The 13,419-nt window shown below is 67.9% G+C and carries 14 protein-coding genes; 9 read left to right on the top strand and 5 right to left on the bottom strand.

Going from position 1 to position 13,419, the window contains the following annotated elements:
• Positions 1-558: a 2'-5' RNA ligase family protein gene (locus ACWF4Z_RS16780; RefSeq protein ID WP_452243946.1), complete on the bottom strand. Its 558-nt coding sequence runs from the start codon at positions 556-558 to the stop codon at positions 1-3.
• A gap of 79 nt (positions 559-637) precedes the next feature.
• Here ACWF4Z_RS16780 and ACWF4Z_RS16775 point away from each other — a divergent pair, with 79 nt between their 5' ends.
• The 6 genes from ACWF4Z_RS16775 (at position 638) to ACWF4Z_RS16750 (ending at position 7,065) form a co-directional block, all read left to right on the top strand.
• On the top strand, positions 638-1,519 hold the full coding sequence (locus ACWF4Z_RS16775; RefSeq protein ID WP_452243945.1) for a Rossmann-like and DUF2520 domain-containing protein: 882 nt from the start codon (positions 638-640) through the stop codon (positions 1,517-1,519).
• Positions 1,516-2,343: a pantoate--beta-alanine ligase gene (gene panC / locus ACWF4Z_RS16770; RefSeq protein WP_452243944.1), complete on the top strand. Its 828-nt coding sequence runs from the start codon at positions 1,516-1,518 to the stop codon at positions 2,341-2,343. Before ACWF4Z_RS16775 ends, panC begins: the two co-directional genes overlap by 4 nt.
• A gap of 22 nt (positions 2,344-2,365) precedes the next feature.
• Positions 2,366-4,030: an L-aspartate oxidase gene (locus ACWF4Z_RS16765; protein ID WP_452243943.1), complete on the top strand. Its 1,665-nt coding sequence runs from the start codon at positions 2,366-2,368 to the stop codon at positions 4,028-4,030.
• A complete protein-coding gene (nadC, locus tag ACWF4Z_RS16760) occupies positions 4,023-4,877 on the top strand; it encodes a carboxylating nicotinate-nucleotide diphosphorylase (protein ID WP_452243942.1) in 855 nt (284 codons plus the stop codon). The genes ACWF4Z_RS16765 and nadC overlap by 8 nt, the downstream gene beginning before the upstream one ends.
• A complete protein-coding gene (locus ACWF4Z_RS16755) occupies positions 4,877-5,644 on the top strand; it encodes a type III pantothenate kinase (protein ID WP_452243941.1) in 768 nt (255 codons plus the stop codon). The genes nadC and ACWF4Z_RS16755 overlap by 1 nt, the downstream gene beginning before the upstream one ends.
• A gap of 119 nt (positions 5,645-5,763) precedes the next feature.
• Positions 5,764-7,065: a hypothetical protein gene (locus ACWF4Z_RS16750; protein WP_452243940.1), complete on the top strand. Its 1,302-nt coding sequence runs from the start codon at positions 5,764-5,766 to the stop codon at positions 7,063-7,065.
• Here ACWF4Z_RS16750 and ACWF4Z_RS16745 read toward each other — a convergent pair.
• Genes ACWF4Z_RS16745 through ACWF4Z_RS16730 form a run of 4 tightly spaced genes read right to left on the bottom strand, consistent with a single transcriptional unit; the run spans position 7,051 to position 9,734 of the window.
• Positions 7,051-7,701: a DedA family protein gene (locus ACWF4Z_RS16745; RefSeq protein ID WP_452243939.1), complete on the bottom strand. Its 651-nt coding sequence runs from the start codon at positions 7,699-7,701 to the stop codon at positions 7,051-7,053. The two genes, ACWF4Z_RS16750 and ACWF4Z_RS16745, sit on opposite strands and share 15 nt — an antisense overlap.
• A 46-nt stretch (positions 7,702-7,747) precedes the next feature.
• The gene (locus tag ACWF4Z_RS16740) at positions 7,748-8,650 is read right to left on the bottom strand and encodes an SPFH domain-containing protein (RefSeq protein ID WP_452243938.1); all 903 of its coding nucleotides are present in this window, start codon (positions 8,648-8,650) and stop codon (positions 7,748-7,750) included.
• Entirely contained in the window at positions 8,638-9,087 is a 450-nt protein-coding gene (locus ACWF4Z_RS16735) for an NfeD family protein (protein ID WP_452243937.1), read from the bottom strand. Before ACWF4Z_RS16735 ends, ACWF4Z_RS16740 begins: the two co-directional genes overlap by 13 nt.
• 47 nt (positions 9,088-9,134) lie before the next feature.
• Positions 9,135-9,734 carry an ArsR/SmtB family transcription factor gene (locus ACWF4Z_RS16730; protein WP_452243936.1) on the bottom strand — a complete coding sequence of 200 codons (600 nt, stop codon included), beginning with the start codon at positions 9,732-9,734 and terminating at the stop codon, positions 9,135-9,137.
• Between the two features lie 59 nt (positions 9,735-9,793).
• On the opposite strand from ACWF4Z_RS16730, the gene ACWF4Z_RS16725 reads away from it, so the two are divergent.
• From ACWF4Z_RS16725 to ACWF4Z_RS16715, 3 genes are all read left to right on the top strand, one after another.
• Positions 9,794-11,020: an MFS transporter gene (locus ACWF4Z_RS16725; RefSeq protein WP_452243935.1), complete on the top strand. Its 1,227-nt coding sequence runs from the start codon at positions 9,794-9,796 to the stop codon at positions 11,018-11,020.
• 9 nt (positions 11,021-11,029) lie between these two features.
• Entirely contained in the window at positions 11,030-12,550 is a 1,521-nt protein-coding gene (gene lysS, locus ACWF4Z_RS16720; RefSeq protein WP_452243934.1) for a lysine--tRNA ligase, read from the top strand.
• A 297-nt stretch (positions 12,551-12,847) separates the two neighbouring features.
• Positions 12,848-13,177: a histone-like nucleoid-structuring protein Lsr2 gene (locus ACWF4Z_RS16715; RefSeq protein WP_452243933.1), complete on the top strand. Its 330-nt coding sequence runs from the start codon at positions 12,848-12,850 to the stop codon at positions 13,175-13,177.
• The last annotated feature ends 242 nt before the right edge of the window (positions 13,178-13,419 follow it).

The following is a 13,419-nucleotide window of genomic DNA, read 5'->3' as shown; positions in this document are numbered from 1 at the left end:
CTAGTGGCCGAGCGGTGCGCTGCCGAACTGGCGCCACACGCCGTCGTCGCCCTCTCGCCACAGCCCAAGCTCAGTGAGCTCGACAGTTGGGGCTGGGGTGGCCTTGAGCTGCGCCTGAGCCTCAGCCACGACCGCCGGACCGCCCTGCGTGGATGACGAGATCGTCAGGTGTGGTTGGGGGTCCGGGAACTCACCACCGTACGGCGGGCACTCCGGAAAGGCCTGGAACACCGAGAACAGCAGCGAGACGACAGTGCCGAACGGCTCGGGCTTCAGCCACGCAGTCCCGTTCGGAAACTGACCTGCGGTCGGGAAGGTCAGCTCGAACGGCTTGAACGGCGAGACCGCCTCCGTCAGCCGCTGCACATCCGCCTCCGTGGGCTCAGCGACCCAAGGCACCAGCACGGTGATGTGCGGCGGGATCAGCTCACTCAACGGGACGTGCGGCCGAGCCGACGACCGCGACACCGAACGCCACCGATCCGTGTACGGCGCCAACTCCGGGACTGTGATCAGAATTGCGCTCAACTCGGTCCGGCCCGCCCAGCGTTCGTTCACTGCGACATCCTTTCATCGCCTAGGCTTACTGAAAGATCGTCTGGTACCCCTGCGGGACTGGAACGAAGAGAGTTGAGTGATGGAACGGATCGGCTTGATCGGGGCCGGCCGGGCCGGGACCGCCTTGGGAGCAGCCTTGGTGGCCGCTGGGCATCGGTTGGTCGGAGTCAGCGCTCGGTCGAGCGCGTCCCGCGTGCGCGCCGCCGGCCTTCTTCCGCACGTGCCAGTGCTGCCACCAGACGAGGTCACCGCCCGCGCTGACGTCGTACTGATCGCCGTGCCCGATGACGCAATCGCCGACGTGGCCCACTCATTGCCACTGAGCGAGGAGCAGTACGTCGTACATCTGTCCGGAGCGCACGGGCTTGCACCGCTTGCCGGTGTGGCTGCCGTGCCGGTCGCTTTGCACCCGGCGATGACATTCACCGGCGTGCACGTGGCCCAGCTGGACGGGGTGATGTTCACGGCGACCGCGCCGGACGATGCACGGGCGTTGGTCGAGCGGCTCATCAAGTCGTTGGGAGCCCAGGTGCAGTGGGTGGCCGACGAGCAGCGTGTTCGCTATCACGCGGGTCTGGTGCATGGCGCGAACCACTTGACCACGTTGCTGACGCAGGCGATCGGCGTACTGCGGGACGCCGGCGTAGCGGATCCGGTCGCGACACTCCGGCCGCTCCTGACCGCAACACTCGACAACACGCTGCGATCCGGTCATCATGCGCTCACCGGGCCGATCGCCCGGGGCGATGTCGACACGGTGGCAGCACATCTCGCGGTACTGCGGAATCGGACGGCGAGCACGTACGCCGAGCTGGCCCGCGCGACCGTGGAGATGGCAGCGGCGGACGGACGGCTGGACCCGGACACGGCGGCCCGGTTCGGCGAGGTGCTGAGCGAGCACCCCGCGGGGGACGCAGGCGAGGTGCTGGAGCGCGATCGGACAGGGGAGGCACCGCGATGAGACTCACCCAGACGAAGGCGGAGCTGCGAGCGGCCGCGGCGATCCGGCCACGGGCGGTGGTGATGACGATGGGCGCCCTGCACGAAGGGCATGCCGCATTGCTCGCCGAGGCTCGTGAACGGGTCGGACCGGACGGCAGCGTCGTACTGACGATTTTCGTGAATCCACTGCAGTTCGGACCGGCCGAGGACTTCGACCGCTATCCACGCACGCTGGCCAGTGACCTGGCGATCGCCAAGAACGAGGGCGTCGACCTGGTCTTCAACCCGTCCCGCGACGAGCTCTATCCGAACGAGCCGTCCATCACCGTGCATCCGGGCCCACTGGCCGACGAGCTCGAGGGGACGGTCCGACCGGGTCACTTCGCCGGCGTCCTGACTGTGGTGGCGAAGATGCTGCACCTGACCGCACCGGACCTGGCTTTGTTCGGCGAGAAGGACTATCAGCAGATCACGCTGATTCGCGAGATGGTGTGCGATCTCGACTGGGACGTCGACATCGTGCCGGTGCCGACGGTTCGCGAGCCTGACGGGCTGGCCCTGTCGTCCCGCAACCGCTACCTCGACGAGACCGAGCGTGACGAGGCTCTCGTGCTCTACCGCGCGTTGACCGCTTGCGCGAAGGCCGGGATGAACGGTCCGGACGCCGTGATGGCCGCCGCGCACGCCGAGCTCGAGGCCGTCCCGTCGGTGCAGATCGACTACCTCGCCCTCCGCGCACCCGACCTCGGTCCGGTCATCGGACCAGGCGAGGCCCGCATGCTGATCGCCGCCCGGGTGGGTAGTACTCGTCTCATTGACAACATTTCCATCACACTGCGATGAAATCGATTGATACGGTCGCTGGATGACTGCTCCTGCTGTACCGCAGCGCCTGGCCGCTGCGGAGCCTGGCTGGACCGAGACTGTCGACGTGGTGGTGATCGGGTCCGGGATCGCCGGGCTGACCGCCGCGCTCAAGGCTCGTGAGCTCGGTTCCGTGCTCGTGGTGACGAAGGACGTCGTCGCCTCCGGCTCGACCCAGTGGGCCCAGGGTGGGATCGCTGCCGCCCTCGACCCCGAGGACTCACCCGAGGACCACCTGCAGGACACGCTGGTCGCGGGCGCGGGGCTCAGCGATCCGGAGGCCGTCCGCGTCCTGGTGACCGAGGGACCGGACGCTGTTCGGGACCTGATCGAGCTGGGCGCGCGGTTCGACACCGTGGACGGCGAACTTTCGCTGACCCGCGAAGGCGGGCATCACCGCAACCGGATCGCGCACTCGGGCGGTGACGCGACCGGCGCGGAGATCGAGCGAGCGCTCGTCGCCGCGGTCAAGCGCGCCCCGGACATCCGCCTGATCGAGCATGCACTGGTGATCGACCTGCTGATCGCCGCCGACGGCGCGGTCGCGGGCGTCACCCTGCACGTGATGGGTGAGGGACAGCTCGACGGGATCGGCGCGATCCGCAGCCGTGCGGTAATCCTCGCCTCCGGGGGCATCGGTCAGCTGTACGCCGCGACCACGAACCCGAGTGTGTCGACCGGCGACGGTATGGCGCTGGCGTTGCGGGCGGGTGCGAAGGTGCGGGACCTGGAGTTCGTGCAGTTCCACCCGACGGTGTTGTGGCTGGGCAAGAGCGCGAAAGGCCAGCAACCGTTGGTGTCCGAGGCCGTCCGGGGCGAAGGTGCGTTCCTGGTCGACTACCAGGGCAACCGGTTCATGCAGGGCCAGCACGAGCTGGCGGACCTCGCGCCGCGCGACATCGTGGCGAAGGCGATCATGCGGCAGATGCTTGCCACTGGCAAGGATCATGTCTACCTGGACGCGCGGCACTTCGGCGACGAGAAGTGGCGGGTCCGGTTCCCGACGATTCTGGCGTCCTGCCGTTCGCACGGTATCGATCCGGTCCGCGAGCTGATCCCGGTCGCACCGGCTTGTCACTACTCGTCCGGGGGAGTGTGGACCGATCTGTTCGGCCAGACCTCGGTGCCCGGGCTGTACGCCTGTGGTGAGGTCGCATGCACCGGCGTCCACGGAGCCAACCGGCTGGCTTCGAACTCGTTGCTCGAAGGGCTCGTCTTCGCCCGGCGCATCGCCGGGCAGTTGGCCAAGGAACTGCCCGAACTGCGGGAGCCGGCCGAGGACACCCGGGTCCCGGGTCTCGTCGACGCCGACGTCGTACCCGAGCTGCAGCGGGTGATGACGGTCGGTGCGGGGGTGATCCGCAGCGCCGCCGGACTCGACGAGGCAGGTGCCGCGCTCGGCAAGCTGATCGACCAACCGGCCGACGAGCCGGGTACGCCGGGCTGGGAGGCGACCAACCTGGTCACCGTGGCGTCCGCGCTGATCGCCGCGGCGACCGAGCGCGAGGAGAGCCGGGGCTCGCACTGGCGTGAGGACCACCCCGATCGCGACGACGCTCGGTGGTCGGGCAATCTGGACCTGACCCTCCCGTCCGAGGGCGAATCAGCGAGACCGCGTACGACGTTCGTCCCGCTTGAAACCGAGGAGAACCACCAGCATGGATGAGACTATCGACCGGCAGTGGGTCGGTGACCTCGTGCGGGCCACGATCGAGGAGGACCTGGCCGGTGGTGTGGACGTCACCACGACCGCGACGGTCGATCCGGAGCAGATCTCGGTCGCCGAGCTGGTCGCCCGGGCCGATGGTGTCGTGGCCGGGCTCGAGATTGCGGAGTTGGTGCTGCGGCAGGTCGCGGCGCCGGACCAGCTCGAGCTCGAGTACTCGGTCAGGGACGGCGCGTTCGTCCGCGCGGGCGACATCCTGATGACGATCCGCGGCAAGACCCGGCAGCTGCTCACGGCCGAGCGGACGACGCTCAACCTGCTCTGTCACCTGAGTGGTGTCGCCACGTTGACCCGGCGCTGGGTCGAGGCGGTCGAGGGCACGGGCGCGGTGATCCGCGATACCCGCAAGACGATGCCGTTGCTGCGGTCGCTGGAGAAGTACGCCGTTCGGTGCGGTGGCGGCAAGAACCACCGGATGGGCCTGTCCGACGCGGCGCTGATCAAGGACAACCATGTGGTCGCGGCCGGTGGTGTCGCCGAGGCGTTTCGCCTTGTCCGTAAGGCTTATCCGGACATCGCGGTCGAGGTCGAGGTGGATTCGGTCGACGACGCGGTGATCGCGCTCGAGTCCGGCGCCGACCTGATCCTGCTGGACAACATGGACATCCCGATGCTGCGCGAGGCCGTCGAGAAGGTGGCCGGCCGGGCACGGCTCGAGGCGTCCGGTGGGCTCACGCTCGAACGTGCTCGCGAGGTCGCCGAGACCGGGGTCGACTTCCTGTCGGTCGGCGCGCTCACGCATTCGGCGCCGGTGCTCGACATCGCGTTGGACCTGCGGGAGGCCTGATGCTGCTCGCCGTTGCCGTCGAGAACACCAGGACGCTGGTCGGACTGGTGTTCGAGGGCACGGTGAAGCGGCATTGGTGGGTCGGCACGGATCCCCGTCGTACGGCGGACGAGTGGGCGGTCCTGTTGCAGGGGCTGCTCACGGGTGAGTCACCGGTGTCGGGGATCGCGGTGTGTTCCGCCGTACCGCATGTGCTGCACGAGTTACGGGACGTGGTCGCGCGGTATTACCAGAGCGTGCCGAGTGTTGTCGTCGAGCCGGGCGTGAAGACCGGATTGCCTGTGCTGGTGGACAATCCGCGCGAGGTCGGCACCGACCGGATCGCGAACGCGCTCGCGGCGGTGAACCGGTACGGCGCTCCTTGCCTCGTCGTCGACGTCGGTACGGCGATCACGATCGACGTGGTCAACCCGGCCGGTGCGTTCATCGGTGGAGTGATTGCCCCAGGCATCGAAACCTCGACGGACGCACTCGGTACGGCGGCAGCCCAGCTACGCCGGGTCGAGTTGGTCAGGCCGCGTGCGGTGGTCGCCAAGAACACCGTCGAAGCCCTGCAGTCCGGCGCGATCCACGGCTTCGCCGCGCTGGTCGACGGCCTGGTCGACCGCATCCGGACCGAACAGTCCCTCACCGCAGAAACCCCGGTCGTCCTCACCGGCGCGCTGGCTCCGCTACTCGCGGACGACCTGTCGACGACGATCCGCCACGAGCCCCTGCTCACGTTGCACGGCCTGCAACAAGCCTTCGCCCGCAATCACCCTGCGTGAATCGGTTGCCGCCACGTGCGGGCGGATACCGATCCGGCAACGGGACGGCTGGACAGGTGCCTGGGACTGGGTATGGTTCACCCGGTCGGTTGTGAGGCAACTGAGACGAGGTGGTCGAGGTGCGACGCGCCCTTTCCGTGGCGCTGGCGTTGCTGGTGGGGGCAACTGTGCTCACCGCCTGCTCGTCCGACCCGACGCCGACCGACGTGAAGGTCGCCTGGGCTCCGAAGGGGCGGCCTGCGGTGCTGGTGACGTGGAAGGACAACGACCAGCCGAACCGGGTCACCATCGAGGGCGTGCTCAGTGAGAGCCCGGGGTACGTGAAGTACATCCCGGCCGGCGATCCGAACCACTGGGAGATCCCGACCTCGGCGTTCCCGCCGGACGGGAACTACAAGGTCGCAGTGGGCACGGGGACGTCGCAGGGCGGTGTCAGCAGCAAGCTGGCCCACTCCGAGGTGTTCGACACCGACGGCCCGATCCTGCCGAACTCCGCCAATGCGGTCCCGAAGGGCCGTGGTATCCAGGTCAACTGGTCGCTGCCGCGGACGCCGCAGGACTTCACCCCGAACGACCCTCTGGACGTGAAGGGCCGGCGTACGCAGAGCTACGTGCCGATGATCGGCCGGCCCGGACAAATCATGAAGGTGATCGGTCCGGCCACCACCTCGACCAAACAGGTGGTCAAAAGCATCAAACCGCCGTACCTGTTCCAGTTGCGGACCCAGAACGAGTGGACCAGCCGGAACGGCGCACAGGTGCTCGGCCTGACCAGCTCGGTCAATGTGATCGTGCCGACGCTGGCCCAGTTCGGCGTGGTGATGCGGGCCCGCGGACGCGTGATCCTGCAGGAGACCGTCTGCGACCCCGAGACCAAGTGCGCGCTCCGGCGGGCCACTCCGGCCGGTGTGCCGGTGACCGTACGGACCCAGATCACCCCCACCTCACGCTGGACCCAGGTGGCACGTGGCGCCACCTCAGGCGGTGGCTACTACGACATCGGCGTACCGGCTGGTGCGAGTCGTCCCTACCTGGCGACCGTCCCGCCGTACACGAAGGCCGGACTCATCACCGGGACGTCGGTCAGCAAGCTCGGCTACACCAAGACGGTGGCCCGGGTCACCTCGGCCGGTTTCCTCGGCGGAGAGACGTCGAAGAAGGTCCGTACGAGCGTCACCGCTGTCGTCGGTGTGAGCCCGGCCATGAACACGTCCGTGGTCCTGCAGGTCTGGAACCCGCAGACCCGGAAGTGGACGTACGTGAAGACAGTGCCGATGCGCAAGGGCCAGGCGTCGTACGCGTTCCTCACCGGGAAGTCCCCGGGCGACTTCACCTTCCGGTACGTCGTCCCCGGCGCGTCGTTCCTGGGCCGGCCGATGAGCGGGACCACGACGAAGCCGATGGCCCTACACGTGCGCTGAGTCCGCGGCCTTCTCGGTGCGGGCGGTGTGCCGGCGCCGCCGGAGCTTGTGGATGACGTACGCCGCGACCGCGACGACGGCGATCGCGACCAGCGCCCAGACCGACACCTTGCCGAAGATCTTGCCCGCGTTGTCGCCGATGTTGTACGCGACCAGGCCGATCGTGGTCGACCAGGCGATGCCGCCGGCCGCGTTGGCGGCCAGGAACCGCGGGTAGTGCATCCGCAGCATGCCCGCCATCGGACCGGCGAAGATCCGCAGCAGCGCGACGAACCGGCCGAAGAACACGGTCCAGACGCCGTACTTGTGGAAGTAGTTCTCGGCCTTGTCCATCCGCTCCGGCGAGAAGTGGTGGAAGCGCCGGCCGAGCCGCTCGAAGATGCTGCGGCCCGCCTTCCGGCCGATGAAGTACCCGATCGAGTCGCCGACGATCGCACCGGCCGCCGCCGCGGCGATCACGAACTCGATCCGCAGGTGGCCCTGCGAGGCGAGCAGTGCCGCCGCGATCAGCGTGGTCTCACCCGGTAACGGCACTCCCATGCTCTCGACACCGATGACCAGCCCCACCACGAGATACGCCAGCACCGCGACCCCTGTCGGGATCGTGATCGCGAGCGCGAGCAAAGGTTCCCCCATGCACCCATAGTGACATCGTTGGGCAACCAGTTACGTGACCGGGCACCTATTTGGGGGGAATCTCAGGGACGTGACCGTTGGGGACCTCGGCGGCCTGGGTCCTGGTCAGGTCGGCGAGCGGCCCGTTGAACGCCTTGGTGACACTCTGCAACGCCGACGTGACCTCGGACGGGATCACCCAGAACGTGTTCCCGGGTCCCTTGGCCAGCTCGGGCAGCATCTGCAGGTACTGGTACGCGAGCAGTTTCGGGTCCGGATCGTTGCGGTGGATCGCCTCGAAGACCGTGTCGATCGCCTTCGCCTGACCCTCGGCCCGCAGGATCGCCGCCTGCCGGTCGCCTTCCGCGGTCAGGATCCGGGACTGCCGCTGGCCCTCGGCGGTGAGGATCGCGGCCCGCTTCTCCCGGTCGGCCCGCATCTGCTTCTCCATCGACTCCTTGATCGACGGCGGTGGATCGATCGCCTTCAGCTCGACCCGGTTCACCCGGATCCCCCACTTGCCCGAGGCTTCGTCGAGTACGCCGCGGAGCTGGGAGTTGATGTGCTCACGCGAGGTTAGGGTCTTCTCCAGGTCCATCGAGCCGATCACGTTGCGCAGGGTCGTGACGGTCAACTGCTCGATCGCCTGGATGTAGTTGAAGATCTCGTACGCCGCCGCCCGCGGATCGGTGACCTGGAAATACAGCACGGTGTCGATGTCGACGACCAGGTTGTCCTCGGTGATGACGGACCGCGGCTCGAACGAGACCACCTGCTCGCGCAGATCGATCAGCTGCCGGGGCCGGTCGATGAACGGGATCACGATGTTCAGCCCGGGCTCGAGCGTGCGCAGGTACCGGCCGAGTCGTTCGACGTTGCTGGCCCGCGCCTGCGGCACGATCCGCACGGTCCGCAGGACGAGGACGACGGCGAGTACCGCGACGACCAGCCCGATGATCAGTTCGGCCATGGATCCTCCTGGGGATGGACGAGGGCGGTAGCGCCCTCGATGGCGAAGACGTCGACCGTGGTGCCCGCCGGGATGACCAGATGCGGGTCGTAGGACCGCGCGCTCCACTCCTCGCCGCCGATCTTGACCCGACCCGGCTCGCGGCCGCAGGGCGTCAGTACGACGGCCTCCCGCCCGATCAGCGCGGACACGCCCGTCCGCAGTTGCGGGTACGACGAGGTCAGGTGCCGGCGCGCGACGGGACGGACCAGCGCGATCATCGCGGCGGCCGTGACGGCGAACGCGAGGACCTGAAAGGCGATCCCGAGCCCGAGCCCGGCCGCCCCGGCTGCGGCCAGCGCGGCGACGGCGAGCAGGAGCAGATCAAGGGTCGCTGTCATCAACTCGGCCGTGCCGAGGATGGCGGCGACGATTAACCACAGAATCCATGACTGCATGGCGGCACCTCTGCTTCGACGGTACCTCCGGATCCGCTGGTCTGGACCTAACGGTTCGGCTTTCTTCTGTCGGCCGGCGGCGTTCCGGTCGGTACGAGGGCGATCAGCGTCGTGACCGCACGAGTGCCGTCCGGGTGCTCGGTCGCGGTCCGGCCCTGGCGGAACTTCTCGATCACGTCGCTCAGCTCCTGCCCGAGCTCGGCCGTCTCCGCGCGGGTCAGCCAGAGCCGGCTGCGGTTGAGCTTGCTGAGCTCGTCCCACGGGTCGTCCGGCGCCAACTGCTCGAACTGATCGCCGACGCGGTCCAGGTTGGTTCGCAGCATCGCCTGGCCGGCCACCCGCCCGGACCCGGTCGATTGGGAGGAGATCTGCAGACCGGTGCCCAGGGCTCGCCATGGTCGCTCCCGGCCGTCGCCCGAGGCCTCCGCCCGCTCGACGATGCCCCACTTCTCCAGGGCGCGCAGGTGGTAGCTGATCGCGGACGGAGTCAGACCGGCGATCTCCGCGCACTCGGTCGCGGTCAGCACGCGCCCGCTGTAGAGCTCGTCGATGATCAGCTGCCGGGCCGGGTGGGCCAGGGCGCGGATCGCCCGGGGATCGGTGATCAGCACGTTCCGGGACTTCTGCTGATCCTTCTTGGTGGCCACGAACCTCAGCGTAGCGAAGCCCTTGACGCGAGTAAATGTGAAGCACTAACTTCATATCTATGAAGCAAACCCTTCAGACTTCGCTCTGGTCCCACCGTGACATCCGGCTGGTCCTGCCCGCCCGGGCACTGTCCTACGCCGGTGATTCGATCGCCCTGGTAGCGCTGATGCTGCGGGTCTCCGCGGACGGCGGACCGGGCGCGATCACGGCCCTGCTGCTGGCCTTCGCCGTACCGACCGTGGTGATGATCCCGTTCGCCGGGCGGATCGTGGACGCCTACGACTCGCGCAAGGTCCTGGTCTGGTCGGGGTTGCTGCAGGGCGCCGCCGGCATCGGTCTCGCCTTCAGCCATGGGTTGGCCGAGACGCTCGCCCTGGTCTGCGTGCTGCAGTTGGGTCAGGCCGTCGCCGGTCCGGCCTGGGGTGCGTTGATCCCACGCATCGTCGGCGAGGAACTGGTCGGCCGCGCAACCGGAACCAGCCAGGCGCTGATCGGGGTCGCGACGCTCGCCGGCTCGGCCGCCGGTGGTCTGCTGGTCAGCTGGTCCGGTGATCGCGGCGCCTTGCTGACCGATGCTTCGACGTTCCTGATCCTTGCTGTCGTGGCCCGTCTCGTCATCACCCGGCGCTGCCCGGAGCCGGGCGCGATCCGCGAGCGGGGTGCGATGACAGCGGGTCTGCGCAGTCTCTTCGGCGATCCTCTGCTGCGCGTCTTGATCGTCTGTCTGTGGACGTTGGTCCTGGTCGGCGAGTCCGTCAACGTGGTGGAGGTGTTCCTGGTCACCGACGAAATCGGGCTCAACGCGGCCGGCTATGGCTGGGTGATGGCGGCACAGGGTGCCGGGGCGATCGGCGGTGCCTGGATCAGTGGCCGCCTGACGACGGCGACCTCGCGATCGCGGGCGGTTCTCTGCGGGATGGCTGCCATCGGGGCTTCCTGCGTTCTCATGGGACTGGCCGGAGGAGTCGTCACCCTGCTGCTCGGTGCCATCTCGGTGGGCTTCGGCGGCGGTCTGCTGAACGCCGCCACCAGCACGCTGGTCGTGACCCGCTCGGCGGACGCGGTTCGTGGCCGTGTGGTCGCGGCCATGGGCGGTACGGCGAGAGCCTGCAGCCTGATCGCACTCCTGCTGGGCGGCTTCGTCGGCGCACTGGTCGGACCCCGCCTGACCTTCGTCGGCGCCGGCCTCGTCTGCGTCCTCGGTGCCGGAGTCGCGACCGCGCTGGTCCTCCGTGTCAAGGGTCTGGAGACAAAGGATTCGGCTGTAGAGGTGCTCAGTCACTAGCCTTGAGGTATGACTGACGCACACGTGAACCCGGTGAACCCCGACAGCGGGCAGGACGACCTGCCCGAGCAGATGCGGGTTCGCCTGGAGAAGCGTGAGCGGCTCCTGGCCGAAGGCGTGCAGCCGTACCCGATCGTCGTCCCGCGGACGCACCTGCTCAAGGACCTGCGGGCGACGTACGACGGCCAGGACCTGGAGCCCGACACCAAGACCGGCGAGCAGGTCGCGGTCACCGGCCGGGTGATCTTCCTGCGCAACACCGGCAAGCTGTGCTTCGTCCGGCTGCGGGAAGGCGACGGGACCGAGCTGCAGGTGATGCTGTCCCTCGCCGACCTCGGCGAGGAGGAGCTGGCCCGGTTCAAGCAGCTCGTCGACATCGGCGACCTGCTCTCCGTCCAGGGTGAGGTCGTGACGAGCCGGCGTGGTGAGCTGTCGGTGCAGGCGACCGCCTGGCAGATGGCCGCAAAGACGCTGCGCCCGTTGCCGAACGAGCACAATCCGCTGAGCGAAGAGGCACGCGTCCGGATGCGGTACGTCGACCTGATCGTTCGGCAGGAGGCCCGCGAGATGGTCCGGGCCAAGGCCGCCGTACTGAAGGCCTTGCGCGCGACGTTCGACGGCAAGGACTTCATCGAGGTCGAGACGCCGGTGCTGCAGCTGACCAACGGCGGTGCCGCGGCGCGGCCGTTCAGTACGCACCTGAACGCGTTCGACCAGGAGATGAAGCTGCGCATCGCGCTCGAGCTGGACCTCAAGCGCGCGATGATCGGCGGCGTCGACCGGGTCTACGAGATCGGCCGTACGTTCCGCAACGAGGGGCTGGACTCGACCCACTCGGCGGAATTCTCGATGATCGAGGCGTATGAGGCGTACGGCGATTACGACACGATCGCCGAACTGTTCACCGAGCTGATGCGGAACGCCGGTCGTGCGGTCGGCCGGACCACGATCACCGCGCGCGACGGATCGACGATCGATCTGGAGCAGCCGTTCCGGCACGCGACGCTTTTCGAGCTGGTCTCGGCGACGGTTGGTGAGACCGTCGACGAGAGCACCGACCTGGCCCGGTTGACGAAGTTGGCCGAGCAGCACGACGTCGAGCTGCAGCCGGGCCGGAATGCCGGTGAGATCGCGGTCGACTTGTTCGAGAAGCTGGTCGAGCACACGCTGATCCAGCCCACCTTTGTCCGTGACTATCCGGAGTCGGCGCGGCCGTTGGCCAAGCCGCACCGCGAAATTCCGGGACTGGTCGAGGCCTGGGACCTGATTGTCAACGGGGTCGAGCTCGGCACCGGCTACTCCGAACTGAACGACCCGGTGATCCAGCGTGAACGCCTGGTGGCGCAGTCGTTGCTGGCCGCCGCCGGCGATCCCGAGGCGATGGAGCTGGACGAGGACTTCCTCCGGGCGATGGAGTTCGGGATGCCGCCGGCCGGTGGTCTGGGGATGGGCCTGGACCGGCTGATCATGCTGCTCACCGGGGTCGGTATCCGGGAGACGATTCTGTTCCCGTTGCTCCGGCCGGAGTGATTCTCGCCGATTCGGCGGCGACGTAGTTACGGTAGTTGCATAGCACAACGGACGACCCCGGCAAATGCCGGGGTCGTTTTATTCCGGTCCAGCAGTGAACAGGGGTCTGTGAATACGCAAGGTCACCATCGCTGCACTGTGTCGATCAGAACCGGGGTGGACCGAGGATTTGGTCACAGCTATCCGTCTCATTCCGCGAGGTGAATGACACGAAGCCGGTTTGTGCGGTACAAATCAGGTGCAAACAATTCGGCAGGGGGATTGTGCCCGATGGCGGGCGCGGAAAGGTTGTCATCGATGGCACAAAGGGTGCAGGTGGTTCTCGAGGACGATCTCGACGGCGGTAAGGCCGACGAGACCGTGACCTTCGGGCTGGACGGCACGACGTACGAGATCGACCTGTCCAAGAAGAATGCCGCCAAGCTGCGGGACGCGCTGGCGGGTTATGTCGGATCGGGGCGCCGGGTCGCCGGCCGCCGCGGTGCCGCGGGCCGGGCCCGCGGGCGCGGCCGTTCGGCCTCGGACTCGGCCGACATCCGGGCCTGGGCCAAGGAGAACGGCTACGACGTGAGCGAGCGGGGACGGATCTCCGCCGAGGTGCGCGCGGCGTACAACGAGGCCAAGTAGTCGAGTTCTCGAGGCGAGATGTGTCCGCGAAAGCGCGGGCCATCTCGCTTCGGCGTGTCAGGGGGAGGTCCACTCCCCGTGTCCGCATTCCGGTTGTTTCACACTGTGGACCGATCTGGCCGGGCGTGTTGGCTGACCGGACAAGTAGTCCGGGGAATTCGCTGGTGGCGAACATGCTGTTCGTGGGCCATCAGGCGGGAACACGCTGGAGTCCGGTGAGGTTGTTCCCTTGTGATGCACCT

It is taken from the genome of Kribbella sp. NPDC055071 (assembly GCF_053608045.1).
Note: the sequence above shows the minus strand (reverse complement) of the source record. Positions and strands in the feature narration are given on the sequence as shown.

What these genes read in the sequence shown, in the direction of transcription:
- ACWF4Z_RS16745 (WP_452243939.1), bottom strand. Translation starts at nt 7,701, where the DNA reads ATGGGGGAACCTTTGCTCGCGCTCGCGATCACGATCCCGACAGGGGTC.
- ACWF4Z_RS16740 (WP_452243938.1), bottom strand. Translation starts at nt 8,650, where the DNA reads ATGGCCGAACTGATCATCGGGCTGGTCGTCGCGGTACTCGCCGTCGTC.
- ACWF4Z_RS16735 (WP_452243937.1), bottom strand. Translation starts at nt 9,087, where the DNA reads ATGCAGTCATGGATTCTGTGGTTAATCGTCGCCGCCATCCTCGGCACG.
- ACWF4Z_RS16775 (WP_452243945.1), top strand. Translation starts at nt 638, where the DNA reads ATGGAACGGATCGGCTTGATCGGGGCCGGCCGGGCCGGGACCGCCTTG.
- lysS (WP_452243934.1), top strand. Translation starts at nt 11,030, where the DNA reads ATGACTGACGCACACGTGAACCCGGTGAACCCCGACAGCGGGCAGGAC.
- ACWF4Z_RS16725 (WP_452243935.1), top strand. Translation starts at nt 9,794, where the DNA reads ATGAAGCAAACCCTTCAGACTTCGCTCTGGTCCCACCGTGACATCCGG.
- nadC (WP_452243942.1), top strand. Translation starts at nt 4,023, where the DNA reads ATGGATGAGACTATCGACCGGCAGTGGGTCGGTGACCTCGTGCGGGCC.
- panC (WP_452243944.1), top strand. Translation starts at nt 1,516, where the DNA reads ATGAGACTCACCCAGACGAAGGCGGAGCTGCGAGCGGCCGCGGCGATC.
- ACWF4Z_RS16755 (WP_452243941.1), top strand. Translation starts at nt 4,877, where the DNA reads ATGCTGCTCGCCGTTGCCGTCGAGAACACCAGGACGCTGGTCGGACTG.
- ACWF4Z_RS16715 (WP_452243933.1), top strand. Translation starts at nt 12,848, where the DNA reads ATGGCACAAAGGGTGCAGGTGGTTCTCGAGGACGATCTCGACGGCGGT.
- ACWF4Z_RS16765 (WP_452243943.1), top strand. Translation starts at nt 2,366, where the DNA reads ATGACTGCTCCTGCTGTACCGCAGCGCCTGGCCGCTGCGGAGCCTGGC.